The 25,947-nt window shown below is 40.0% G+C and carries 19 protein-coding genes; 9 read left to right on the top strand and 10 right to left on the bottom strand.

Annotated elements, in window-relative coordinates; genetic code table 11:
- Nucleotide 1: 1 nt before the first annotated feature.
- The 4 genes from UABAM_RS02805 to UABAM_RS02790 all read right to left on the bottom strand — a co-directional run bounded on the left by UABAM_RS02805 (nucleotide 2) and on the right by UABAM_RS02790 (nucleotide 6,244).
- The gene (locus tag UABAM_RS02805) at nucleotides 2-271 is read right to left on the bottom strand and encodes a helix-turn-helix domain-containing protein (RefSeq protein ID WP_151966479.1); all 270 of its coding nucleotides are present in this window, start codon (nucleotides 269-271) and stop codon (nucleotides 2-4) included.
- Nucleotides 272-550: 279 nt separating this feature from the next.
- The gene (locus UABAM_RS02800; RefSeq protein WP_151966478.1) at nucleotides 551-1,627 is read right to left on the bottom strand and encodes a redox-regulated ATPase YchF; all 1,077 of its coding nucleotides are present in this window, start codon (nucleotides 1,625-1,627) and stop codon (nucleotides 551-553) included.
- A gap of 16 nt (nucleotides 1,628-1,643) precedes the next feature.
- The gene (locus tag UABAM_RS02795) at nucleotides 1,644-2,885 is read right to left on the bottom strand and encodes a metallophosphoesterase (RefSeq protein WP_151966477.1); all 1,242 of its coding nucleotides are present in this window, start codon (nucleotides 2,883-2,885) and stop codon (nucleotides 1,644-1,646) included.
- Between the two features lie 74 nt (nucleotides 2,886-2,959).
- Entirely contained in the window at nucleotides 2,960-6,244 is a 3,285-nt protein-coding gene (locus UABAM_RS02790; protein WP_151966476.1) for a HEAT repeat domain-containing protein, read from the bottom strand.
- A gap of 396 nt (nucleotides 6,245-6,640) precedes the next feature.
- On the opposite strand from UABAM_RS02790, the gene UABAM_RS02785 reads away from it, so the two are divergent.
- The 4 genes from UABAM_RS02785 (at nucleotide 6,641) to UABAM_RS02770 (ending at nucleotide 12,366) form a co-directional block, all read left to right on the top strand.
- Nucleotides 6,641-8,593 carry an endonuclease V gene (locus UABAM_RS02785; RefSeq protein ID WP_151966475.1) on the top strand — a complete coding sequence of 651 codons (1,953 nt, stop codon included), beginning with the start codon at nucleotides 6,641-6,643 and terminating at the stop codon, nucleotides 8,591-8,593.
- On the top strand, nucleotides 8,593-9,669 hold the full coding sequence (mtnA, locus tag UABAM_RS02780; protein WP_229759350.1) for an S-methyl-5-thioribose-1-phosphate isomerase: 1,077 nt from the start codon (nucleotides 8,593-8,595) through the stop codon (nucleotides 9,667-9,669). Before UABAM_RS02785 ends, mtnA begins: the two co-directional genes overlap by 1 nt.
- Nucleotides 9,670-9,796: 127 nt before the next feature.
- Nucleotides 9,797-12,034 carry an FHA domain-containing serine/threonine-protein kinase gene (locus tag UABAM_RS02775; protein ID WP_151966473.1) on the top strand — a complete coding sequence of 746 codons (2,238 nt, stop codon included), beginning with the start codon at nucleotides 9,797-9,799 and terminating at the stop codon, nucleotides 12,032-12,034.
- Between the two features lie 71 nt (nucleotides 12,035-12,105).
- A complete protein-coding gene (locus UABAM_RS02770; RefSeq protein ID WP_151966472.1) occupies nucleotides 12,106-12,366 on the top strand; it encodes a type B 50S ribosomal protein L31 in 261 nt (86 codons plus the stop codon).
- A gap of 72 nt (nucleotides 12,367-12,438) precedes the next feature.
- Here the strand turns inward: UABAM_RS02770 and UABAM_RS02765 are convergent, their stop codons facing one another.
- The 5 genes from UABAM_RS02765 to UABAM_RS02745 all read right to left on the bottom strand — a co-directional run bounded on the left by UABAM_RS02765 (nucleotide 12,439) and on the right by UABAM_RS02745 (nucleotide 21,615).
- A complete protein-coding gene (locus UABAM_RS02765) occupies nucleotides 12,439-13,617 on the bottom strand; it encodes a metallophosphoesterase family protein (RefSeq protein ID WP_151966471.1) in 1,179 nt (392 codons plus the stop codon).
- A 9-nt stretch (nucleotides 13,618-13,626) separates the two neighbouring features.
- Nucleotides 13,627-14,784, bottom strand: a complete 1,158-nt coding sequence (locus tag UABAM_RS02760; RefSeq protein ID WP_151966470.1) for an ATP-grasp domain-containing protein — start codon at nucleotides 14,782-14,784, stop codon at nucleotides 13,627-13,629.
- 37 nt (nucleotides 14,785-14,821) lie between these two features.
- Nucleotides 14,822-15,865, bottom strand: coding sequence for a serine/threonine protein kinase (locus UABAM_RS02755; RefSeq protein ID WP_151966469.1), 1,044 nt, complete (start codon nucleotides 15,863-15,865; stop codon nucleotides 14,822-14,824).
- Nucleotides 15,866-15,878: 13 nt separating this feature from the next.
- Entirely contained in the window at nucleotides 15,879-17,108 is a 1,230-nt protein-coding gene (locus tag UABAM_RS02750; RefSeq protein WP_151966468.1) for a cytochrome P450, read from the bottom strand.
- Between the two features lie 310 nt (nucleotides 17,109-17,418).
- Nucleotides 17,419-21,615, bottom strand: a complete 4,197-nt coding sequence (locus UABAM_RS02745) for an alpha-2-macroglobulin family protein (RefSeq protein WP_151966467.1) — start codon at nucleotides 21,613-21,615, stop codon at nucleotides 17,419-17,421.
- Between the two features lie 277 nt (nucleotides 21,616-21,892).
- On the opposite strand from UABAM_RS02745, the gene UABAM_RS02740 reads away from it, so the two are divergent.
- The 4 genes from UABAM_RS02740 to UABAM_RS33860 are packed head-to-tail and all read left to right on the top strand — an operon-like array spanning nucleotide 21,893 to nucleotide 23,778.
- Nucleotides 21,893-22,429: a hypothetical protein gene (locus UABAM_RS02740; RefSeq protein WP_151966466.1), complete on the top strand. Its 537-nt coding sequence runs from the start codon at nucleotides 21,893-21,895 to the stop codon at nucleotides 22,427-22,429.
- Between the two features lie 47 nt (nucleotides 22,430-22,476).
- The gene (locus UABAM_RS33865; protein ID WP_261343958.1) at nucleotides 22,477-22,611 is read left to right on the top strand and encodes a hypothetical protein; all 135 of its coding nucleotides are present in this window, start codon (nucleotides 22,477-22,479) and stop codon (nucleotides 22,609-22,611) included.
- A gap of 20 nt (nucleotides 22,612-22,631) precedes the next feature.
- The gene (locus UABAM_RS02735; RefSeq protein WP_151966465.1) at nucleotides 22,632-23,657 is read left to right on the top strand and encodes a hypothetical protein; all 1,026 of its coding nucleotides are present in this window, start codon (nucleotides 22,632-22,634) and stop codon (nucleotides 23,655-23,657) included.
- Nucleotides 23,650-23,778: a hypothetical protein gene (locus UABAM_RS33860; protein WP_261343957.1), complete on the top strand. Its 129-nt coding sequence runs from the start codon at nucleotides 23,650-23,652 to the stop codon at nucleotides 23,776-23,778. The genes UABAM_RS02735 and UABAM_RS33860 overlap by 8 nt, the downstream gene beginning before the upstream one ends.
- Here the strand turns inward: UABAM_RS33860 and UABAM_RS02730 are convergent.
- A complete protein-coding gene (locus UABAM_RS02730) occupies nucleotides 23,775-24,659 on the bottom strand; it encodes a LysR family transcriptional regulator (protein WP_173013101.1) in 885 nt (294 codons plus the stop codon). The genes UABAM_RS33860 and UABAM_RS02730 overlap by 4 nt on opposite strands.
- 110 nt (nucleotides 24,660-24,769) lie before the next feature.
- On the opposite strand from UABAM_RS02730, the gene UABAM_RS02725 reads away from it, so the two are divergent.
- Nucleotides 24,770-25,927, top strand: coding sequence for a type 1 glutamine amidotransferase domain-containing protein (locus UABAM_RS02725; RefSeq protein ID WP_151966463.1), 1,158 nt, complete (start codon nucleotides 24,770-24,772; stop codon nucleotides 25,925-25,927).
- The last annotated feature ends 20 nt before the right edge of the window (nucleotides 25,928-25,947 follow it).

Below are 25,947 nucleotides of genomic sequence, written 5' to 3'. Positions count from 1 at the left end.
CTTAACTTTTGTGATTTCTTGATAACTCTTCGATATCTTCTTTACGATACGAAATGCCATTGTTGTGGCGATAAGCTCGTAAAATTTCCTCTGAGACCATTGTCTTAATAGCTTCTTTACTTACTCCGAGTATTTTAAGAGCTTCCTCTTCTGAATAGAATGAATTTTGTTTAGAAACAGAACCAGAACCATCACCTCCTATAGAGAGCATAGCAACGATAACGACAACCACGATCAGTAAAACTCCATAGATAATTACAGATATAGCCATTAAGTATAATCCTTTCATCGAGTCGTAACATCAATGTCAATATGTGTTAAACATATATTAAGGAATTTATAAGATTAACGAAGGCGTGCTGTTAGAGGTGAGTAGTTTTGTATTAAAAGTTCCTTTAAAACGTGCCGATGGCGACACGTTTCGACAATAAAATTTGAGTTATCATACCAACTTTTGCTTTGTCACCGCGAATCTCTAACAAATATAGTTATCTATACATAGTAGATTTTCTATGGTTCTATTATATACACTTTTATTCGCGCAAACTAGTTATTTTTTCTTTTTGGCGGAGGAAACGTTAAAACGAATGTTGAGAATATCTCCATCAATCACAACGTAATCTTTTCCTTCTAGGCGTATCTTGCCCTCTTCTTTGAGTTTAGACGTGCCTAAAGACACAACATCTTCATAATGAAAGACTTCTGCACGAATAAAACCACGTTCAAGATCGGAGTGAATCGCCCCAGCGGCTCTTGATGCGGGGGTGTCTTTGCGAATAGGCCATGCGCGCACTTCATCTTCACCAACGGTGAAAAAAGAAATAAGTCCGAGAAGCTGAAAACAAGAACGTACGAAACGTCCCAAAGCCAATTCTTCGATCCCCAAATCTTCAAGAAATATTTCGCGCTCTTCCGGTTCTAACTGTGCAATCTCCATTTCTATCTTACCTTGTAAACCAAAAATGAGAGATTTTCTCTCTGTTTCAAGATACTTCAAGTCAGGATAGAAATCACTGAAGTTTTGATCATCTCCCAAATTCAGCGCCGTAACAAAAGGTTTTTGAGTTAAAAATTGGTATACTTGTATCGCATCTAATTCCTCTGTCGTTAGGTCTAACGCTCTTATGGGAATCTCGTTTTCTAAATTTTCACGGCATTTGATGAGCACGTCTTTTGTAAAAAGTAGCTCATTTTTCTTGCCTGCCTTTAGATTTCTTTCCAAACGATCAAGATTCGTTTCAATGATCGCAAGGTCTGCAATGATCAAATCACTGTCAATTTTTTCAATATCTCTCTTGTGGTCAACACTCTCGTTAACATGATGAACCATATCCGACTCAAATGCTCTAACGACGTGCACAAGAACATCAACACTGCGTAAATTTCCCCAATAACTGTTGGCACTTTTTTCTTGTAACCCTGGGAAGTCAGTGTACTCGATGGTTGCATACACTGTTTTTTTGGGATTGTACATCTTAGTCAGTTCGTCTAAACGTGGATCAGGTACTTTGGCAACGTATAGATTAGGAGCGTTATGTCCCTCATTGATATTCGCTTTTCCATCAGACAACGCAGAAAAAACGGTTGTCTTGCCACTAGAAGGTAAGCCAAATAGCCCTACTTTCATTTATTTCTCCATTTCGTCATTCATTGATAACATAGTTATACAGTTGATTCCCCTGGCGATCTCTCATTTCAATGAGCAATTCTTTATCAAAAAATTTCAACTGTGAATATCCGCCACCGGTATGAAAAAACAATGTTCCCTTTCCATTCGTCACGGGATCTTGTTTCGCGGCCTCCCCACACACAAGCTGCATACATGTTGAGGATGTGTTCTTTGTATTTAAAACTGTTTGCTGTAAATCTATCAGTTGGGTACAGTGCTCGTGCCCAGAAATAACAAGGGATACATTATTGTCTTTCAACATTGCATACACCGCTTTACGATAGTTCTCATAAGCACAGGAATGGATATCTTGGGGATAATGAATCGCCCACCAACCAAATGTGGTCAAAGTCCCTAAAGGTGGTACCATCAAAACTTTGTGCCACCATTTAGAAAACTGTGGCCAACCAGGCCCCAAAAGAAAACTTCCCCATTTCCCAGGACGATGTTTTGCATATGAGGCCAGGGGATGATGAGTGAGCACGATAACCCACTTATGGTTCTTGTTTTCTCGTAATACCTCTTCTAAAGATTGTAAATATTTTTTAGCGAGATCATAATACCCTGCCGCAAATAAATCAATAACTAATTCACTATCCATCGCAATTATTGCCGTGGAGGAATTTTCGACAGGTATTTTTTGGGGCTTCATAAACGTCACTAAATTTTGTAAATCACTATACAAATATTCATACAACTCAGAAGCGGAGGAGTGGGGGTTTGCGTCTCCCGGCATAAAAAGCCACTGCTCAAATAGTTTTGATTGTGGAGCCATTTGCCGTAAAAAGTACCACGGCGCAATATTACCCCAAGTGCGCTTGACGCTCACAGCATCGTCATTGTAATCGTGATTACCGGGTATGGTGATTAAGGGGATTGGTTGCTCTTTGTAACGACACTTATTAAATAGTTTCGCTATTTTACACAATTTGGCAAAGGGCTTTGATGTACGAGCATCGCGATGTGGAAATCCTTTCACATATAAATTATCCCCTAAACCAAGAATATAAGGCTGAGAAGACTGTCGTGCTGCATCTTTTGCAATGGAACTCGTGACATCCTTTAACAACGAACTAGGTGACCCAAAATCTCCTGCAATGTAAATTGTTTGCGTGTGCTCCGCAGAAATACGCGATATTTTTTGGCCAGGCGCAATGTAAATATGGGAGCAACTAAAAAGTAAGAGACTCAGCAAAAAAATAAATTTTATCTTCATATTTTTTCTATTTAAAAAAGAAATAGGGGACAAATGTCCCCTATGTAGATACTCTATGATAGAAAATCGCAAAATTAATCCGAAGACTTATTATTTTCCAAAAGATTTTGGCAGCGATTTAGAGCTGTTTGTAACATATACTTTACCATTGGATCGTTCTCGACAAGAATTCTTTGTGCAAGAGGAGCAATCGACTTGGCGGGAGCGATTTCAAATAATGCCGCCGCACATGCAAAACGAACCGTGCGATTTTGATGTTGCAGTGAACGAATTAAAGTCGGTACCGCTAAATCGGGCATTTTCACCATTGCCTTAATCACCAAACTCAACAGACGTTCGTTTTCGAGACTGCTAAGTAAGTGGCTAATCGAGTCTTTTGCTCCGGTCTCTCCCAGTGCATCCACCGCGGCATTTTGCACACTGCTATCGTTGTGTTCTAGTAATTCTAGGATTTTTGGGATAGCTTGTGTTCCTATACTTCCCAAGCATCTTGCCAACGCCGTTTGTTCACCCCCACGACGAATTTTAATCGATTCCTGTAAAACAGGTATTGCCCCGCGGGCTTTTGGACCAATTTGCGAAACAGCATCAATGGCCGCCAAACGCGCCTTTTGTTTATCAGAGTTAGAAATAACGAGCACAAGTGAATCAACTGCACTCTTTCCGATTCCGGCAAGCGTGTCTCCGACAACTTTGCGTTCTATGGAAAGCGCTGTATTTTGCAAAATGGAAATAAGCCCAGGTACCGCTTTTTCTCCAATATTTTTGACAACAGAATCTTTCGCTGTATTACGCACCAAACTACTTTCGTGCTTAAATTTTTTGAGAATAATGGGCAATGATTTTGCATCTTTCGAAAGTATTTCTATTGATCGCGACGTCAGAACTTCATCGTCTCCTTTTTCAACAATTTTTTCCAACGTAGAAAACGCTTCTTTGATAAGATGTCCTATGACATTTTTTGTTTGCGATACAATTTCTTCCGAATCGCTCTTTAAAAGAGGTATCACGAATGGAATACTCATATCACCAAATAACTTTAGACTTTCCGCGAGTAGTTGTCTTTCGTTATCATCTCGCGTTTTCTTCATCAACTCCACAAACCTATTTAATGTTCCTGTGGATCTCTTATTTGGACCAATCTTACCCAAAGTTTTGATAAGTTGTTCACGTTCTTTGCCACGCCATGAGTCAAGACAGCTATTTAGCGTACCCACCGCAGGAATTGCATTTCTTCCTAACTCACCTAAAATATAAACAAGTGCAATACGCGCTTCTGTTCCTGGGCGTTTTAGCGCTCGGGTTATGTCAATAACCGCGGCACTTCCTATTTTGATTAACGACGACGTGGCCACTTCGCGAATCACAACTGTTCCGTTACGCACTGCATCAATAAGAGCGTGAATGGCATAGCGGTCTCCTATTTTTCCTAAAGCATCCGCCGCGGCAATTTTGACAATTTCTGCTTCATCAAACTTAAGGGCTTTTGTTAGGGCGCGAACAGATCTTCGTGCTTGAGATCCCATATAACCAAGTGCCATAGCCGCCCCTTCACGTCCAGCGGGATCTTCATGATAATTTAGCATATTCATCAAAACAGAGACCGAACGCCGACCTATTTTTGCCAAAGCTTTTGCTGCCGCTTCGCGTTCTTTCACGTCGTAGTAAATAAGAACTTTTGTCAATGGTTCAATGGCTTTCTCCGCACTTTTCCCAAAATCTCCTAAGGACTCAGCGGCAGACTTTATCACGATTTCGTCTTCATCGTTTAAGGCTTCAATCAACGTACGAATCGCACTTTTGGCTGGCTTACCGATGCGTCCAAATTGACGACAAATCGATGCACGAACAATTCCGTAATCTTCGCGACGAAATTGACTCATAAGAGGTGTCACGGCTTTTTTCGCTTTTTCACCAAAGTTTCCAATTGTCTCTGCCGATGCCTGTCTTACTTGCCAATCGTCGGAGCGCAAATTGCTAATGAAGTGATCTAGAGCCACGTAAGCATGCATCCCCATATTCTTTAAAGCACGCGTAGCGGCTAGTTGTGTAGGTCCTTCTTTTTTCAAATACTTTACAAGTATGGGCACGGTACCTTTCGCCTTTTCTCCCATATCCCCAATAACAGCGATAGCTAACGCAATATTCTCCTTGTTAGCTGCTGTCTGGATATACTTCTTCAGAGAAGGAAGTGTTTTTTCGTCAAACTTCTTGAGTGCTCTTTTTGCAAAGTCTTGGATAAAGGGGTTCAAGTCGCCAAGCAGAGGTATAATCATCGGAATACAATCCACCCCTACGCCATAACTCACATTGATGGCCACATTTTTTATTTTCTCACTAGGGCTTATGCGTAAAAATCGTATAATTCCCTCCAGGCTTTTTGTCCCCATATTCATCAGAGATTTCAAAATAAGAGCATTTAAAACTTTCTCTTCCTTTGAATATTCCATGAGCATCGCTGCCACAGACATATCGGAATCAAAACTAGAAAGAATATTCACAAAATCTTCGTCACTTGGTGTATTGTCAATCGCTTTAATTTTCATTAGTGTTGGCATGATTTCCAACAACCGATCCAAAGAAACCTTACGTACTTTTTCATACTTGCTTTTTGTAAGTGTGATCATGTGGCGAATTATTTTTTTATTTGGTGCGTCTACCAGTGATAGAAAATTAGCTATCGCATAAAGATCCTCTTCACTTTTTGAACTTTCTTCCCAAATTTTTTCTAACTTTTCCAGAGACTCTACTTTTGTAGCGAGAGTTGTAAGCAATTCTTTCACACTCTCTTTTGCTACATTTTCACCGTTATTTGCATTTTGCTTGGTGTCATTGTCTTTTTCTGGCTGTTGATTTTTGCTGTCCTTTGTATCCGCAGATTTATCTTCGGTTTTTTCATTGTCTTTTTTTTCTGAGGCAGCATCGTTATTCGCATTTTCCTCACCGGTTTTTGTTGAATTTTCCTTCTCGTCTTCCGGTTTGGCATCTGGTGATGATTCTTTCTCAGGTTTTGCCTCTTTATCTTCTGACTTTACGCCTTCGGCAGCTTTACCATCTTTGGCAGCCTTATCATCTTTGGATTTCTCGTCTTCTGACGATTTTTCTTCCGCGGATTTTTTTTCTTCGGTGGATTTTTTTTCAGACTCAGTATCCTCTGCAGACTTTTTCTCTTTTGCATCTTCGGTGGATTTTCCATCCTCAGATGCCACGCTTTCCTCAGGTTGTTTTTGTTCACCTGCTGTTTTTTCCACAGGGGTATTTTCTTCCTTGTTGTTTGTTTCTTCTTGTGCTATAGAAGGTACACACATACAAAAAAAGAACAGTATGCAAAAAATATGGTATAGTGTTTTGTCATTCATATTTTTTTACTTTCTACGTAGATTGACATAAGGAAATTCAAATTGGACGCATTACCGGTTTTAGTTGGATGCACTCTCACTTTTTGCTACAATGACAGCACTTCGCATTACATCGAAAATTTTTGACAATTATGTAACAGTAAAGTAACGTAGTTAGTGTTGATCAGGGTGCTGCAAGTATTGACGCCACAGAACGCCCTATTTATTTTTGACATAAAATTTTTTGTATTTGTAGTAAATAATTCGCCAAACACTTTTACTCAACTATTTAGTCTTATTATAAGACAAAGTTCTATATCGTAAAGTCTATTATTCACTTTTTCGTTCACTAAAGACTAGTTCGCGTAAGATATTTAATCTAAAACATTTTCTATTAAATATTTAAGGTACTAATGTATGGATACTTCTTCGATACACTCCGGTCATGACTTTTTGACAACTTATTTGCAAAAAAATTCATTTTCTTTTCATAGTTTAACAGTAGAAAGCTTTCGTAGTTTCCTAGAAAAAATATTGGAACGCGAAAAAAACAACGATATTTTTCAACAACGTGCAAAAATTCGCGATCTCAAAAAAAACAACTGGCAGCAGTATAGTTCGTTGCAAAAACAACTGAAAATTGCGGAACAAGAGTTCGATAAACATCCGAACAAACCTCTTTTACAAGAAATAGAAAATGGTATTGACAGCTCACAAAAAGCCATCAATGGTCTCAGTGGTTTTTTAGAAAAAAATCCGCAAGACGAAAAGCGGCGCGAAAAATTGGAAAATTTTCAAAAAAAACTCCAAGATTTACAGGCACAACAAAGCGAAATGGTCGCCAAAACCCCTGAAAAAGTAAATTTTGAAAATGCCAAACAAGCACTGTATGAATTTGAAGTCTCCCTCCACCTGCCAGAAGAAGAAGAAAAACTCGCAGGTCTTCTTAAAAAGCAGGGGCAAAAACGCTCATTTGCCGGAAGCCAATTTGAAGATGTTTCTTTACCAGTTGTACAAGAAAACCTTTGCCCTATTCTTTACAAGCGCTATGATCTCCAGCCGTCCGATGTAACAATTCTATCGAACATTACACTGGGGTGTGCCCGTGCAGAAATTGATTATCTCGTCATCCAAGAAATACCAGAAAAACCGGTAAAAGTACTTGCCATTATTGAAGTGAAGAAAAACATCAATGATATCGCGGCAGGATTTGAATTGCGCCAAGAAAACATCCATTGGTTTACGGGAAACAGTGACAAATACGACGCGCAAATTTATCGAACGAAAGTCTTTAAAGATGGTCATTTTAGTCGTGCAGTGACACACTCTGAACATGGAAAAGAATTTTTATTCGACCGTTCGTCTTTTGAGCATTTTGAATGTAGCGGCGAGCATTTTTTACGCGATTTGTTCTTTATCACCTATCAAAAAAATTTAGTAGGGTTACGCGCCTCAGAAAAAAGCGTTCTATCTCACAGAATGTCCACGGATGTTTTTTTCAATCTTGACGATGAAAAATTCGTTGTAAATTTATTCTCGTGGTGTTTGGAAAGATTTTCTCCCTTGCAAACAAAAAGCGTTTTGGAATTGTACCTACAAGAGCATGCACAGAATATTTTTATTGTTGAAAATATAAAAAAAAATGACAATGAAATACGCGAACATTTAGAAAAAGAGCAGGAAAAGCTACTTCCCCTTGTTTCGATACCAGAAAAAGATGGATATACAGCAAAAGATGGCGATGTGGTATTTGCCTTCGACATACAATACAAAGGCGATGAGGCACATGTTGCTGTTGATGTATTCCGCTGGCCACAGGAACACATAAAAACATATGCTGGTTTATTTCGCATCAATGTTCCTTACGTTCCCTCGTATTTCTGCTTTCGTGAAGGGCCACCACTACTTGCTATTTATCAAAAAGTGGTGCAGGATGAAAATATTCAACCACAATTACTCATCATTGATGGTCATGGTATTGCTCACCCTAGAAAATTCGGCGTTGCTTGTTGGCTAGGTGTTGCCACACAAATACCCGCCCTAGGTTGTGCCAAAGAAACCCTGATACCTTATGATGGCGATCAACTAAAAAGCGACGCACGTAGCACAGTACCAATGACCTATAATGATGAAAGTTTGGGCTTTGCTGTTCGCCGCTTTGCAGATGTCAACCCTGTATATGTCAGTCCTGGTCATTTGATTTCGCAACAACAAGCCTTGGAAATTTGTTGTTCGCTTGCTGGAGAGTTTAAAATTCCAGATACAATTCGTCGCGCAGACCAAGCAGCGCGACAACACTGTGCCGGACAACCCGGAGAATGGACAGAGTTAGGTTTACTACCTAAAGCAATACCTTTATGGGAAAAATAATGGAAAATACAACAATTTGGTTAGACAAACAAGACAACCGTAAAGTATGTGTTATTGACCAACGATACTTACCACACAAGTTTTGCACTTTTGAAATTACCTGTGTCGCAGAAGCGGCAACCGCTATTCGCGACATGGTCGTACGCGGCGCTCCTCTCATTGGAGTGACCGCCGCATACGGAATGTATTTCGCCACACTAGAAGCAAATGCCGACAGTTGCGAACAGGATTTACAAACTGCGGCAGATACATTAGCGAAAACACGCCCAACAGCTGTTAACTTAAAATGGGCCATTCACGAACAACTCTCGGCGATTTCTGAAGTAGAAGACTTGGAATCCAAAAGGCAAGTCGCTCTTCGCAATGCACAAAAAATAGCCAACGATGACACAGCGGCGTGCAAAAAAATCGGCGAGCATGGTGTGGAACTTATTCGCGAAATAAGCGCCAAAAAATCAGGTCCGGTCAATATTCTGACACATTGTAATGCCGGATGGTTAGCCTGCATAAATTGGGGGACAGCAACTTCTCCGATTTACCACGCATTTTTGGAAAATATACCCATACACGTCTGGGTTGATGAAACAAGACCACGTAACCAAGGCGCAAATTTAACTGCCTGGGAAATGCAACAACGTGGTGTTCCTCATACGGTCATTGTCGACAACACGGGCGGACATTTAATGCAACATGGCCTCGTTGACATTGTCATTACTGGTGCCGATCGCGTAACCCGTGGTGGAGACGCCGCAAATAAAATTGGAACATACCTCAAAGCTCTTGCGGCCAAAGACAACGATATTCCATTTTACATCGCATTGCCCACCTCAACAATTGATTGGCAAATTGAAGATGGGGTGAAAGAAATTCCCATTGAAGAACGCAACCAAGACGAAGTAAAGTACATCCAAGGTTTATGTGATGGTGAAATAAAAAAAGTACTCTTAACACCTCCTGAAAGCCCTGCCAAAAACTATGGTTTTGATGTCACTCCTGCACGACTCATTACCGGCTTTATCACAGAGGAAGGGATACACGACAAGATTTGCCAATTACAAAAGCAAGAAAATAATTGACAATTACAGGTAATAGACTTAACATTTAGTGTTTAAAATTTAATATTTGTTGGACTACTAGACGTATCACCGGTGTCAATAATACCATTTTCAGACACAAATTAATGGACAGAGGATTGTTTTAACTATGGATGATCTCAGTTTAAAAGAACTAAAATTTCAATCGCAAACAACATATACCATCATTGAAGAAATTGGTCGAGGCGGACTTGGAATTATATACCTAGCTGCGCGGAACTCCGGTGGAGTTACTGATTATGTGGTGTTAAAAGCACTGCAACCTCTGAGCAGCGAAGATGAACAAATTTTACGCGAAGAAACAAATCTAGCTGCGACTCTTCACCATGAAAATATTGTAAAAACATACGGTCTAGAGTCTATCACTCTATCGCAACTTCCCGCTTCTTTTTCGGAAAATATCAAAAACCTTTCTTATCGCCGCGTGGTAGAGAAGCAAGAACATGAATTTCGCCGTTTAAACTTTCGCGAGGAAGATCATAGCGGCGGGAACCATGTTGAGTGCGGTACTGGTTCAGATAAAATACTCTTAATTGCCATGGATTTTGTCGATGGACTTAACTTGGAAGAACTCCATCAACAACACCTAAATATGTCCATTCTCATTCCCGAGAAGTTTGGAGCATTTATTATCAGTAGAATAGCAAGAGCCCTAGGCTACGCACACAACTACATGATACATAAAGATATTTCACCTAAAAATATTCTAGTGAACACTCACGGAATTTGTAAACTAGGTGATTTCGGTGTTGAGGCAATTGCCCATAAGCAAGAAGATTACCTTGAAGGAAAACTATCCTATCTTCCACCAGAAAAGTACCTGAAAACTTTTGTCGATGAAAGAACAGATTTATTCGCCCTTGGATTAGTGGCCTATGAAATTCTGACCGGGATATCGCTGTTTCATACCAGTAATAATCTGCCAAAAGAGCAACGAATAGAAGAGATTAAGCAGCGCATTGCCAAAGGAATTCTTCCGCCGAGTAAGGTGCGTAAAGACATTCCGGAAGAGCTATCGCAAATTGTGGTCAAAATGCTCAACCCATCTTCGGTCCTCCGTTATCAAAGATCGATTACCGTAGCGAATCATTTAGAGAAAAAGTATTTGTACAACAAAGGATACGGACCAACAAATAATAGTCTCGCAAACTACTTGCACATCTTCGAAAGTAAATTTAGTCTATACACGGAAGATCAGTTGCAAAATTTATCGTTCTTGAAAAACGCCAACGACGAAATTCAACTGCGTCGCAAGCTAGACGAAGAGAGCTATACGAAAGAAGGTCTTGAGTTGATGAAACAAATCGACTATGCTCTGTACCAAAAAGTAATCGACGGCGGAGGGGTTATCGTTAACAAATTTCATTGTATCAAGCTCAAGCATCTTGACAATGTTATTGAATCATTCTCCATCGAAAACAATGACTTATCCATCGGTAACGGTCCGCAGGCTTCGATCTCACTCATCGAGGAAAATATTTTAGAGCAACATGCAAAAATCGAACGTAAAGACAACGATATCAAAATTGTCTCTCTCGATGAAAGTAATAAAGTCATCGTCAACGACCAAGAAGTATCCACTAAAGATTTACAAGAAGGGGATAAGATAGAAATTGGTTCCCACGAGTTATTCTTCTTGAATCAAGTAAATATCGACGAACAACAGCCACAACAAGTCTTTACTGTAACAGGAGATATGGATATATCTCAAGTGGAAAATGTCTCGAACTTCGCGTTAAAAATCCCCATCGACAATCTCAGTTTCGCGGCAAGTGCACGCATCATTCAAAGCATGTTAGACAAAACGAACTTGAGTGTTTTGAAAAAAGGGGTAATCCCCACGGCGTTTATGGAAACACTGCAGCTTCTCAAAGGCGAAAGTGATTCTTTAAATGTTCACATTATCAAAGATGCGGTACGTATTTTGTTTCGTTGTAGCGGCTTTGATGAACAAGGCTACCACAATCTGCTATCCACGTTTAATAAACACCGTGCAGATCTTATGAAACAAATACAAGAAAGTAAAGTGGAAAAATCTTTTGGAATGACCTCTACAGAACTAGATCTATTTTCTTCTCAAGAAGACATGAAATCTTCAGATGCGGTCGACGAAGACTTACTCGAATCAGAAGAAGAAAGCGAAGATTCAAGTGATGCAAGTGACATTGACGATGATGATGATAGCGATTTCGATAGCGATATCGACATTGATTTAGATGCTCTTGAAGATGGCACTGCTTTTGAAAACGTAGCTATTTTAGCTGCCATTATGATCATTCACAGTTTTGATCGTATCGAGTTCAAGAAATACATGAAAGAAATTGAACTCGTGGTAAATTATTCTTAAATTTAGTTGCAACAACCGCGAATGTTTGCTATTATCATCCGCCTAATACGTAACATAGGAGAATTTAACAGATGAAAAAAGGTATACATCCTGATTATCGTCCCGTAGTTTTTAAAGACATGTCTTGCGGATATGCTTTTCTAACAAAATCAACAGCTCAAACAAAAGATACCATCAAATGGGAAGATGGTAATGAATATCCATTAGTAAAAGTGGAGATTTCTAGCGAATCACACCCTTTTTACACTGGAAAACAAAAGATGCTGGACGCTGCGGGTCAGGTAGAAAAATTCAAAAAGAAATTCGGCTGGAAAGAAAAAGAGAAAAAGTAAATATTCTCTTCACAATGCCAAAAAATCGGCTCGAGCTACAAAAGCTCGAGCCCGCCCCATTTATAACCACAATTATTCTTCTTCGGAACATTCCTCATACAACTGCAAAAATTCCTCAATGATTTCTGGATCTGCGGCTCTCTCGTAATGATTATTATGAAAATCGCGATACAAATCAGGTAACCATGTAGGACTATCTTGGGCGATGAGTTGTTTCGTGTCTTCACCAATAAACTCACGGCGAATGTCCACGGCGTTGGGAAATTGTTGCTTGATTTTATGTGATAAACCAAGAGTAGAGGCATCTGTCTTTATGGTTATTTTTAGATGAAAATTATCCCAGTTGTGATTATCTTCGGCGAGTAAATCCTCCAATTCGGCAATAGTACCACTGATGGATTGTAAGCGAACGCCTGACTTAAAAGGGATAAAGCGTGGTGTGCTCACTTTACCATCGGCAATCTCTCCGCACAGAAAACCCTTTTCGTGTTCGGCCTCTCCAAAATCCATTTGTAGCGGTGACCCACAGTAGTAAGTCGGACAAGGTCCTTCAATCTGCTGGTACATGTGTACGTGCGCCAATGCGAAATACGACACATTTTTGGGAATAGCAACCGGGTGTACGGCATAATTGTCCCCCAGATAGAGACGCCTTTCTCCTCCTCCTGGTCGCGCTCCATGCATGAGCAAATGTCCCACCATAATTTGCGTGGTGTCCGCAGCGAAATGTTTACTGATTTCATTTAAGACATAGGTCATTCCACGAGAGTAACGCATTGTCGTTTCTTCGCGCTTTTCATCGATAATGTCTTGAGCGCGAATGAACATTCTCTCAAATATAAAGGGAACAAGACCTATAGAGAGTTTATCTTCCCCATCTTTCGAGGTATACTCACACACGCAGTTTTGTGGGTTTTCAAAATCGTATTTTCCCACCATGGTAACATTTGCCAACGCCATAATCTGCGAGATCGCCTCAAAACGCAAACTGCTATCGTGATTACCCGCCACCACAATAGATTTTACTCCCAAAGACGATACGCGATGAAAAAAGCTATAGATAATACTTTCGGCCTCCGCCGATGGCGTAGGAGTATCGTAAATATCTCCGGCAACAAGAAGAAGCTCAATATTTTCCGCAACGATAAAGTCATATAGCTCGTCTAAAATTGCACGATATTCCCCACCGCGATGTTTACCGCGGATGGTTTTACCTACATGCCAGTCACCGGTATGGATGAATTTGATCATATTTTTGTCCTATTGCTGATGAATATAGTTTTTTATTTCGAAGATGTTCTCTAAGTGTGGATCGCGCACTAAGTAGGCATAGTTTCCCATTGCTTTCCAAAACATAGGTGCTAAAGATGTGTGATGAGTAATCCACGGCGAATAGTTTTGTAAAATCTGCTCGTGAGTGAATGTATAGCTGCGATCGTATTTACGACAAATATAAGCGCAATGGTACGGACGTGAATATGCGCTTTCAAAACGATTATGTACAACTACGTTTGCCCACTCTTTGTATATGTCGATATCATTGGCGTAGTTAAACATATCTAAAGTCAATCCACCTGGAGGACGCATGTTTATTTCCAAAACAACTAACTCACCCGTGCTACGACGAAAAAACTCCAAATGAAAAAAACGTTCCGGTAACCCAAGAACGTTGAGTATCTTCATACCTTGCTCGTAAATGTCTTCGTCAACATTGCGCACAGAATAGTATGCGGTGTGTAAATTGTGATGTACGATATCCATGACATTGTCACAATTTTGATGCACGGTATAAAAAACAGCCCTGTTATTTCGGTCTAGAAGTCCATCGAAGGAACAAATCTTGCCATCAATATATTCTTCCATAATATATGGATGTTCATCTTTAATGGAAAAAAAATGCTCCAACTGCTGTTCATTTTCAATTTTATATGTTCCGACAGCCCCCACCCCCTTATCTGGTTTTGCAACCACGGGGTATTTTACCTCTTTAATGAGGTGATATGCTTCGTGTATATTGTTCACCACATAGCCACGAGGGACATTTACACCGGCTTTACGGAATTCTTCTTTCATATGAGATTTGAATTTTATACGTTGTACATCATGACTACGCACACCAAAAACATTAAAGTCATCGCGTAAACGTGCGTCTGTTTCTAGCCAATGCTCATTGTTAGATTCGATACGATCAATTTTACCATAGCGATGTGTAAAATGACCACACGCACGCAAAATTTCATCGTAGTTTTCCATATTGGGTATATAATAATATTCTGTTAAGGTTTTTTTTAACGACTGGTTAAGTGTTTCATATGGAGCATCCCCTATTCCAAGAACGTTAACCCCCAATTTATGTAATTGCGAGCAAAAGTTCGCATAATTAGGTGGAAAATGAGGAGAAATAAATACAAAATTCATAACAACGCCTCTTATGCAAATCCAAAGAATACAACCCTTATAATGTAAAATAGTACACGAGTAGTGCTAATATAATTAAAATAATGACATTGGTCAATAGTAACCATTTTCTTTTATCACTATTTATTGTACCATTATCATGCAAATATTTCTCTAATTCCATGGCAAATTCTCGTGCAGAAACATGGCGATTTTTTTTGTTTTTACTTAGAGCTTTCAGACAAATATCATTTAGTCTTTCATCCACCTTCAGATTTATTGCCATAGGAGATTGTGGAAGATCATTCACCACAGCAGACAACGTTTCCTTATTTGATTTTCCTGTAAAAGGTAAACTTCCGGTGATAAATTCATAGAGGATCACCCCTAAAGCGTATACATCACTTAGATGGTCTACCTCACTACCCAAAGCTTGCTCTGGAGACATATAAAAAGGTGTCCCCATCACAAATCCACTTTTGGTTAATTGCGTGTGAGATTCCACTATTTTTGCGATACCAAAATCCATAAGAATTGGACGAAGATCGTTTGTAATCATTATATTATCAGGTTTTAAATCGCGGTGAACGATACTATTTTCATGAGCAAAATGTACCGCTTGCGCTACCTTAATAATAATTTCCACGCCCTTGTTTATCGTAAAATTCTGCCATAAAAACTCATAAAATGGCTTACCTTCGATATACTCCATGGTATAAAACAAGTGGCTATGGTGCTTACCAGCATCGTACACCTTCATAATGTTAGGATGTTGTAACTGGCGCATCATTTCTATTTCCCGAGAAAACCTCGTATTTGTATGAGAATCTCCGGCTTCGGCGATCGTGACTTTTATCGCAACAATTTGATTGTCGAGGTGCTCATCCTTTACTTGATACACCATACCCATACCACCTTCGCCTAGTTTTTTTATAATGCGGTAGCGATTTACGATAAGTTCATTTTCTTGCACATGTTCTTGTGAATGCTCACTATTGGCTACATTTAAAATACCCTCTATCATATCTTGAGATAGAGAAAAAACATTTTCTTTTTGCTGCAAGTCGTTTTTACTAATCTTTCGCGTTTTATGACCACTCATATTCTGTTTTCTATCATTTGTAACTGAGAATAAGCTCTTTTAGACTGTGAAAGTGATTTGAGCGCATTAAAGATATTGGCTGCGCAATATGCAAACGATCAAAATGTGGTAGAAGTTCTTCGTAAAGTATACGTATTTCCATACGCGCAAGAGGAGCTCCTAAACAAAAATGAGGTCCGCCACCACCAAAAACTAAATGGCGATTTTTTTCGCGCCCGATGTTAAATGTATAAGGATCACTAAAAATCTCTTCATCAAAATTTGCAGAATTATACCACATCACCACCTTGGCACCTTCTTCGATCTTTACTCCGCGAATTTCGGTATCTTTTGTTGTTGTTCTGCGAAAATAATAAACAGGTGTCGCCCAACGCAAGATTTCTTCTATCGCAGTAGGTAGAAGACTAAAATCGTTCTGTAGCTTCTCCAATGCCAGAGGGTGCTCTTTTAGCGCCACGATACCATGAGACATCGTAGAACGATTTGTCTCGTTTCCGGCAATCAGTAATAAAATAAAATACATGCGATACTCTTGTTCGGTTAATGGACGTCCATCAATAGACCCTTCCACTAACTTGGTAATAATATCTTGTTGAGGATCCAAGCGTTTTTCATCGGCAACTTTTTTTGCATATTCATATACCTTGAGTGATGTGGGACTGCGCATCGGTAAATCTTTTAAACTCTGGTCATCGCGATCCACGAGTCGTTCCTCATCGTCATCGGTACTACCAATCATTTGATTTGTCCAGTGAATGAGTTCTGGCATATCTTCGCCAGGAATGCCCATCATCTCTGCAACAACTCCCATGGTCAAGTTTCCCGCCACATCGTGGACAAAATTAAAACTTTCACGAGAAAAAGCCTCCTCAAGAAGCTTTTTCGCTAAGTTGCGAATAAACTCTTCATATTGTTTGACCGATTTCGGGGTAAAATCTTTGCTGAGGAGACCACGAAGTTTTGTATGTAGTGGTGGGTCGGTTTCTAGCATAGAGCGACGTACTTCCATTTGCGATTGGCTCATTTCTTCCAGATACACCGCTCCTTTTTGCGAGGAGAATAGCTTGGTATTTTTACTTACCGCCACAACATCGTCATATTTTGTAATAGCCCAATAACCTTGTCCGTCCTCTTCTTCTTGCCAGTAGACTGGACTCTCTTTACGTAGTACTTCAAACATCTCGTGAGGTAAACCTTTTTCATAAAGATCAAGGTTGTTTAAATCAATGTCTTTTAATCTCATGGTAATTTGGCGAGGATTCTTGCAAGAATAGTAAAAATAGACGCCCTCGCTCTCCCTTTCTTATGTTTGCAACACATACCAGCATCGCTGTAAGGCAAAAAAAAACCCCGAATTTTTATATTCGGGGATGATAAAAATTGAGTTCGTACTATAGCATGTTACGCAAAAATTGCAATATAAATTTAGCTTATACAACTGATAACACGTATCAATAAGGTAGTCAAACTTACCATGTTCTCCATCCAGTATATCTAAACAAAAATGGAAAATGCGAACAGGTAAACTCGAATCCCCCGAAGGGGATTTTTATTTACTTAGTGACAGTAAGTTGAACGGAGGAAACTTGCGCACGAATCGTAGGTTCATAGTATTCGTAGGCAACAGATGTCGGTGTTTTGACCTTCAAAGGTGCCTCGCTACGCAATTCATAGTTGAAAGTCAGTTGACTTGTAGAAGAAAGTTCTCCCACATACAAAACCACTTTGTTTTCTTGCAATTCGTAATGATCGATCAACTGCTCCTTCACTAGTTTTTCAAAAACAGCGTTGCCAACAGAGAAACCGCTAGGGATCCCTAATTCAACCATTAACGATTCGGCATTTTTTTTGCCGCGATACTTCACAGAAGCCGTCGCAACAATACTCGATCCCAGCTTTACATTTTGATTGTCATAAGTAAGAGAAAAATCAATATTGCGCAACTTCTCTTTACCCCACGGTGCATAATATTTTTGCGAAATTTGGTACAATGCCTCGCTGTTGGCGCTGCAACGCAACTCAATTTTGTTGTCACCGTTTTTGAGCCATTTACTTACATCCAGTTGCTTCACAACATCGTAATTCTCAAGTGAAGCGACCCAATAGCCGACTTTTTGACCATTGACCACAATGTCAAGTGCCATTTCAGAGAAACTTGGTTTGCGATCCACTTCACTAGCGATAAGTGTTTTTAACGCCAAAATTGTCGCATGAGTGGAGCCCCATATTCCGTTTGCATCGCGCTCCTTTACCAAGTAATCGAGTATTGGTGTCAAGTTCGCCTTGAATTTACCGTGCAAAATCGCATATGCCACCAAAGCCGTCGTTTCTACGTTAGCCGCTCTTCCGTAAGCGCGTGTCAAAGTAGATTGACCTTGCCAATACATTGTTTTACCTTTGCGTTGACTACGGCGCATCAACTCTTTTAGGATTTCAGCACATTCGTATTGTTTATTGGCAAACGCATATGCATTTGCCAGCAACGCCATCGTATATGTATCGCTAACCTTTGCGCGCTGTTTTTGCCAGTATACAAAAGCCTTCTTCACTGCTTTTCTTTGTGACATACCTGCTTCACAAAGTGACCATGTTATGTAAGCGGTCAGTTGTGGGTTTTTCCATGAACCATCAAATTTTTGCTGCTTTTCAATAAAATGATAGCAGCGCTCTAAGATGTTGGCATCAACCACATGTACTTTAGATGTCGCATGTAATTGTTGAATTCCATATGCGGTAAGCCATAGTACACCGGGATTGCGACCATACCACTCAAAACCACCTTGAGAACACTCAAAAGAAATAACGCGTTGGTAGCCCAATCCAACGAGTCGGTGTGCACGAACTTGTGCTTTTTTGAAACCTATTTTACGTAGGTACTGCAAAATAAGCACATTTGGATAACTCGTCGAAGATGTTTGTTCAAAACAGCCGTGAGGAGTACGCAACATACTCTCTAGTCCTTCTACAACCACAGAAGTTGTCTTGGGATAGTATTTTATCAGGACTTGGTTTTGCATAGCATCTTCTGGCACAGTAATGCGATGCGATACGTTTTTTTGCAACTTGCCATTCAACGCCTTGGTGGTCAACTTTCCATCAGGAACGACCGTGATCACACGACGAACGCCGTCATCAAAAGATTTATTAGCCAGTTGTGCCACAGCAGTCAAAGAATGTTTGCCTGCCTGCAAAACCCGCAGTGTAAAATGCGCAACGCCTTCTTTATCTACAGTAACCTCACGCTGGGTTTTGCCAACGATCTCAAACCACGACTGCTGCTGTAAACCAACAATAATCTTTTGTTCGTCTTTTAGGTGATTGTATATTGCAACACCTATTTGCATCTCATCGTTTTGCATAAACGATGAGGGCGTATTTAGCGCGATGAAAAACGGTTGAAATACGTTTAGTTCGCTATCGTTCTTTCCGCGTAAGCCTTCCGCGGAAATAGCTTGGGTCTCGATGTTGTAAGTGGTGATGGAATCAGCAATAGGTATCTCGACATCAACGCGCCCATTTTCATCGGTAATGATTTGTGGATTGAAGTATAGCGTTTCGGGAAAGTGCTGTCGTACATGCTTGGGTACGATGTTTGCATTTATCTGATTTTGTGGATTTTTTCGTTGGTACGCTTTTTCCGATACTTGGCTGAGAGCAGGCAGAAGCATTGCCGCCAGTAAACCAATTACGCATATTGTTATTAAAAATGCAACAAATTTTGGACTTCTCGCAATCGCCAAACCAACCAGATAGGCAAACACAATAAAAATACTACACCAGATGATCATCACAGTGTAATCACTTTGGCGCTTTTGGGAACGCCAAATTTCATATACGCCATCATCGATAATTTGCAATGTTTTTTCTTGTTGATCTTCTTGATGAAGACGTTCATACTTGATAAACGCTTGGCGTGCACGAACGGCTAAATTGCCCAGTTCTTTATCCGTACATTTTTGAAGGTTGTACAGCAACTGATCTGCAGGCGACAACGCGATGGTTTGGTTCGCAACAATACGCGCGAACATCTCCATCACACTACGGTCTATTATGTTGAGAGAGACCGCCACCTGTTCAGGCTCCTTGGTTTTGCGATTTTCCACTTGGATAGAGAGCTTGGCCGTTGTACCTGGGCGATACTCATCTTGGTCAAGTTGCGTTTTAATGTTGAGAAATTGTCGCTGCCCAACAGTCACTAATTCTTCGCTAAGATAATTTTCTCCCGATTCGTGATCGATAAACACCGACTGTAACGTTAGTGTTCCATACAACCCCTCGGGAATAGGTATCGCAACTTTTTTGCCTCCTACGATCTGCGTAGGCAAAGCAACGTTATTGTGTAGTAGACGAATACAGTATGCTCCGCGACGCGGGTTGTAGTTGTCAAAATAAGCATAAATTGTTTCACCGGATTGACATACTCTTGTGGATAGACGAAATTTATTATGTTTACTAGAATGGCCGGAGTAGTAAGGACGTCCCACGACAAACTTACTCAGAAATGCGGAGTTATTTTGCCCATCAAACCATGCCTCTATGAATATTTGTGTATAACGTGGACGATCTACGCGCAGTTGAACCTCGGCCAAGCCGAATGCATTTGTACGACATTGTTTTCCCTCATCTGAGCAGGCAACATAAACATTACACTGTACAGGAGAACCGCTGCGATCAAAGGCATACACGAAAAATGTATTCAGTTTCTCAGTGTCGAAATGCTGACTTTCTGGCACAACGTATACTGTGATGGGATAACCTCCAAATCCATAGGACTTGTGCAATTTACGGGTAATTTTTTCCATATGTCCAGAGCCATCGGCGACTTCAACGATTAACTTAGAAGAGGTGATTCGATGCCAAACATCACATGTAAAGTGATATTTGGCGTCTACTTTCTTTAAGGTGAGGCTTTTGGATTTCTCGATGCCTTCTTGCATGAAAGTCATTTGTGCCTTCACCGAAGGTGAGGCGATTTTCTTTCCTGTGATATGGGAAACGCTAAAAGCACCTTTTATAGTATAGCCGGAATGGTTATGACGGAAGGTGTAATCCATATCTGTCGTAAAACGTGGTAATTGATATTCTTGTATTTGTACTTTTCGCGTTACCGAGTCTTCGTTTATCGAGGCATGAATGACGTATTCCCCCGGAATAATTTGCTTTGCGAAAGCAATTGCCTTCCACGCAATTCCAAAATCAGAAGCAGTAAGTTGTTTCCGACAAATAATGTTGTCTTTTGGATCGTGTACTTCTAGCTGAATTTTTTGCTGCGGTGCCGGGCGTCCGCTCAACTTCTCTGTAGCCAAAACCCGCACATGCATTGTTTGTCCCGGCTGATATATAGGTTTATCAGTAAATATCTCCAATTTTTGTGCACTTTTCACCTCAATAACAAACGAAGACTTGTGTAGCGTTTCCTCGTTTTTTGTGGCTGTTACACTCAATGTCGCTATTCCGCACGGGACGCGCGTAGTATCAAAAAGTACATTGACAAACCCTTGATCACTAGTCATTTTCTCAGCGAACAGTTGTGGCGCCTTGTCGATATCAACACGCACCTTTACTCCAGCAACAGGTATAGAGTTGGAAAGATTGGTGACACAGATGGAGATATTCCCCTGCTCACCTTGTATGAAAGTATTATTGCAAACAATCGTAACTCTATGCCCTTGTGGTCGAAGTACGGCAACGATAGTAAGTAGTAAAACAACTACCCCCAGTAAAATACCGGTAATTTTAAATGTTTTCATAGAAATCCTTTAAAAAATTTACAGACCGTAATAAGGTATGATGGTCCGTTTGCATAAATTTAGTATAAAAATATAACTATGATTCAATAGTATCACGTGATTGGGGAAAATACAAATCGCACCTGTAAAAGAACGGAAACAAGCAGTCATCGTTTTAAAAACCTAATTTATGAAAAAAATCAAAATTTTTTCTTTTTGTTGTTTCCGACGAAATAGATAATAATAGAGGTATTCACCACCAGAATTCGCTACCTATTATTTTATTGAGGAGACACAGATGAAAAAAATTTGCTTGCTCTGTTTGCTTATGTGTGCGTGCGTATTCCATAAACACTTATCTTCTAAAAAAAATAAACCACTAAAAGACAATGAAATAAAGGTAAGTCTCATGTGGTATAAAGGCTACCCAAAAAATGTAGACACAGATCCTGGTGAATACAGTGCTCTCAAGCAAATAATCATCTACACAAACCCCACTCCTCTTTTTCTTTCTTCCATGACAAAAGGCAATAATAACTATCTGCTTGCTTATTTTCCCGGCTCCGAAGACGCGGAAAAAATGGGACGCATAAAGTCCGTCAAGTTTCTTCTCAAAGACGAAAGTTGGGAATTAACCCCGGCTAACATAAACATAGATGATATGGGAAATGTATCGACAGGTATTTTCCATGTATTCACAGATCACATCGCGAATATCAAGAATGTATTGGCCGTGAGAATAACTACCGAGAATAACTTCACGATGATAACTGGCGAAAATTTCGATACTTTTATCCAAGGTTTCAAAAAAATCAACAGCAGCGAGACAAAATAACAGTTGTCGCCTTGTGACAAATCCGGCAAATAGGGAATAACATATTCATGCAAACAATTCATTTCGGCAAAGGTTATCCTTCCACACAAAAAAAATTACCCAACTTCATACGCCTAAGCTTTTCTTTTTACGAGGAAGACATACTAGAACAAGGGATCAAACGCTTGGCCAAGTGTTTCTGAACCAAAAAATAGGAGAAATCATGAGAGTTCACATACACATCATCTACACTTTACTCGTTCTATGTTCCCACACATTATTTGCTGCCCCACACATAGTCTCTAGTGGCGCGTATACAACTGGGGGTGTTACTTTAAAGATTGATTTTCACGAACCTCCACATTCCGAAAGTAGTGTAAATAAAGCAAATCTTTTTCCCACGACACACCTAACTTTGACCACAAGAGCTATTCTTGTAAGCGCCTATATACAAATCGCTGGCAAAAAACATAGATTTAAAATCAATCCTTCACAAACAAGAGGTTTAAAATCGCAAAAGTTGACCGTTGACGACTACCCACACAACGTAATTTTATATTGCCAGGTCAAAAACAACATAAGTAAACCACAACGAGTTGTGCAAGCGGTATTGTCGGTTCAACAACAAACAACAACGCAAAAAAATATTGCAACGCCTTTGATTATCATTGGTAAAACATTGATTACACACGACAAAAAGATCCCCACAAAAAACCAACAACAAATGTTTGATCAGCTTGCGGTGAAGTTCGTGGTGACAAAAACGGAATATAAAATCGATTCCGCAGGTAAATCTTTGCCACAGTTTGCCAAAGAAATGCGCGCTATTTCCCGAAAAGCTTTCCTAAATGGTGGGGGAACACCGCTTACCAAACCAATAAAATTAGGAATGTTTCTCGAATTGACCAACAATGCAAATAAAGATATCAAACTCGAACTTGGTGGAGATAAAGGCGAAGTCGGTGTCACCGGAAAAGGAGCCGGTTTTGTCTCGATTATGACAGCGAAAACACACATTGACGAAATGCGTGGTGGAACAGGTTTCATGTTAAAGCCAGGACAAAGTCACCGCATTCCGTTTTCGATGGTTTCGGGATTTCGTTCGGAAAATCACAATTTTTGGACAAAACCAGGTCAGTGCTTGTTGTCACTTTATGCAACATGTTTGCTACATGAAAAGATTTGGAATTGGAATGCTCCGAGTGTTCGTATTACAATAACAGGGGTTCAAGTAACTGTTCATGAGTAGTTGTCGTGGTGACGGTTATGGCTACGGTTACGGCTACGGTTACGGCTACGGCTACGATTGCGGTGACGGTCAGGGACACGGTGACGGTCAGGGACGGTTATGGCTACGATTACGATTTTAGTGCATGCCGAGGAAGACATTGATAATTTCGCGAACACGTATGGTCTGTTGTAGATTTTCCAACGTGATGATATAGATAGTGTTCATCACTTTTTTGCCACTACAAATTTGCGATAAGTTTTTGTGATACTTTTGCAAACAGTGTTTGGGAATCAACGTAATCCCCATGCCCGAAGAAACCATATCCATCACACCTTGAAGATGATTGATCTTACCTACAATTTTCAATTGAGAAAATGCTGGATAAGATGGTAATTTTTGTTTGCACCATATTTCGTACAGAACTTCCATCCCAGGATAGGCAATCATGGGTTGCTGTAAAATTTTTTGTGCAGACAATTTACGAGAACCGTGCGCAATCCATATATATTCTTCTTCACAAAAAGAAGTGAACTCTACCGCTTGTATATTGTATCGCGATGTGACAAATCCAAAGTCGATTTCGTAGTGTGCCACTTTTTCGTAAATAACATCAAGGGTATTCACCTCCACTTGCAATTGCACTTGTGGTAGATGTTGCTGTTGGTATTGGAGAAGTTGCGAAAAATGCGGTGAGATTAGACAACTTTCGGGCATGGCGTAGCGAACTTTACCGCATAGTGCGGCTTGTTGTTCCTTAATCTCGCTAACAAGTTCGGCCACATTATCGAGATAATTTGCAATGAAAGCGCGTAATTTTTTCCCCGCAGGTGTTAAATATAAGTTCTTTTGCGCACGAACAAAGAGCTGTGCTTGTAGTTGTGTTTCGAGCTTCTTTATTTGTTGTGTAACCGCCGATTGCGTAATGTGAATAATCTTCGCTGTTTTTGTAAAATTGAGCGTTTCACAAGCAACCCAAAAAGCTTCGAAGTATTTGGAATTTAGTTGTTCAAAATTTTGCATAGAATACGCCATTAGTTTTTTTTATGATTTAAATAACAATATATAATTTTACTAATATCAAAATTTATGGCAAGATAAATCTATACATTCAATTTAATTGGGAGAAGAATATGAAGTTATTGCTAACTGTACTATTGTGTTTAACGTGCATTTGTGCTGAGAGAGACAAAGTATTGGTGATTGTTTCGAGTTCCGATCACATCACTCTTGCCGATGATAGTAAACATAAAACAGGTTTCTTTCTGTCAGAGTTAACCATACCTGTCATGGCGCTAATGAAGGCCAATTACGAAATTGTCTTTGCCAATCCTCAGGGTAACAAACCGGTTATGGACGCGGTGGGAGATGATGTACAGCATTTTTCTTCGAAAGAAGAGTACCAAAAAGCGAAAGAGTTGATTCAGCTATCGCACTTTGTCGCCCCTGTTAAGCTTTCCACCATAAGTGACGAACAACTTCATGAATTTGTGGGCGTCTTTTTTCCTGGTGGCCACGCGCCTATGGAAGATCTATGTCGCGACGCACAAGTGGGAAGAGTTTTACGACATTTTCATAAGCAACAAAAACCGACAGCTCTTATCTGTCATGGTCCTATTGCTCTACTAGCCGCGAAAGATGAAAATGGCTGGATTTACAAAGATTACAATATGACAATTTTTTCTAACGACGAAGAGAAATTTGCCGAAGAAAATATTTTACACGGTAAAATGAAAGAGTTTCCTGCAGAAGCGTTAAAAAAAGCGGGTGGAAAACTCAGTCACGCCAAGCCGTGGACAAGTCATGCGGTTCGCGATCGCGAATTAATCACTGGCCAAAATCCAAAGTCTGATCATCAACTGACACATCTTTTCATCGAAGCACTTGCGAAACAAAAGGTTAGTAAAAAACCATTGGTAGCCTGGAATGAAAAGGAACCGATGAAAAACAACGTGTTATACAACGCCTCTTTGGGAACACCGGACTGGTCAGCAGACGCACATATTGTTCTTTACGTTGGACGCAAGAAAGGCGACGAAAATTTCTTACAACGTCTACACGCACATGTAAAAATGGGGCGCGGAGCGTTTGTTGATTCGGGATGTGAAGGATATGTGGTTTACGCAACAGAAGACACCGAAATTGCTTACTTGTGGTGGAAAGACGTCGATTCCATGTACAAAGTATTTTCTTCAGACAAAGGCAAAGCGTGCATCGCCGATGCGAAGTCTTTTCTCGAAGATGTTGTTTTCATGCCTGTGACACAAAAGCCTGTGTGGTTAAATCAGTAAGAAGTAAATTGATTTAGCGA

The organism is Candidatus Uabimicrobium amorphum (assembly GCF_009002475.1).
Taxonomy (GTDB): Bacteria; Planctomycetota; Uabimicrobiia; order Uabimicrobiales; family Uabimicrobiaceae; genus Uabimicrobium; species Uabimicrobium amorphum.
The sequence above is the reverse complement of the archived record's forward strand: the minus strand, read 5'-3'. Positions and strand labels throughout refer to the sequence as shown.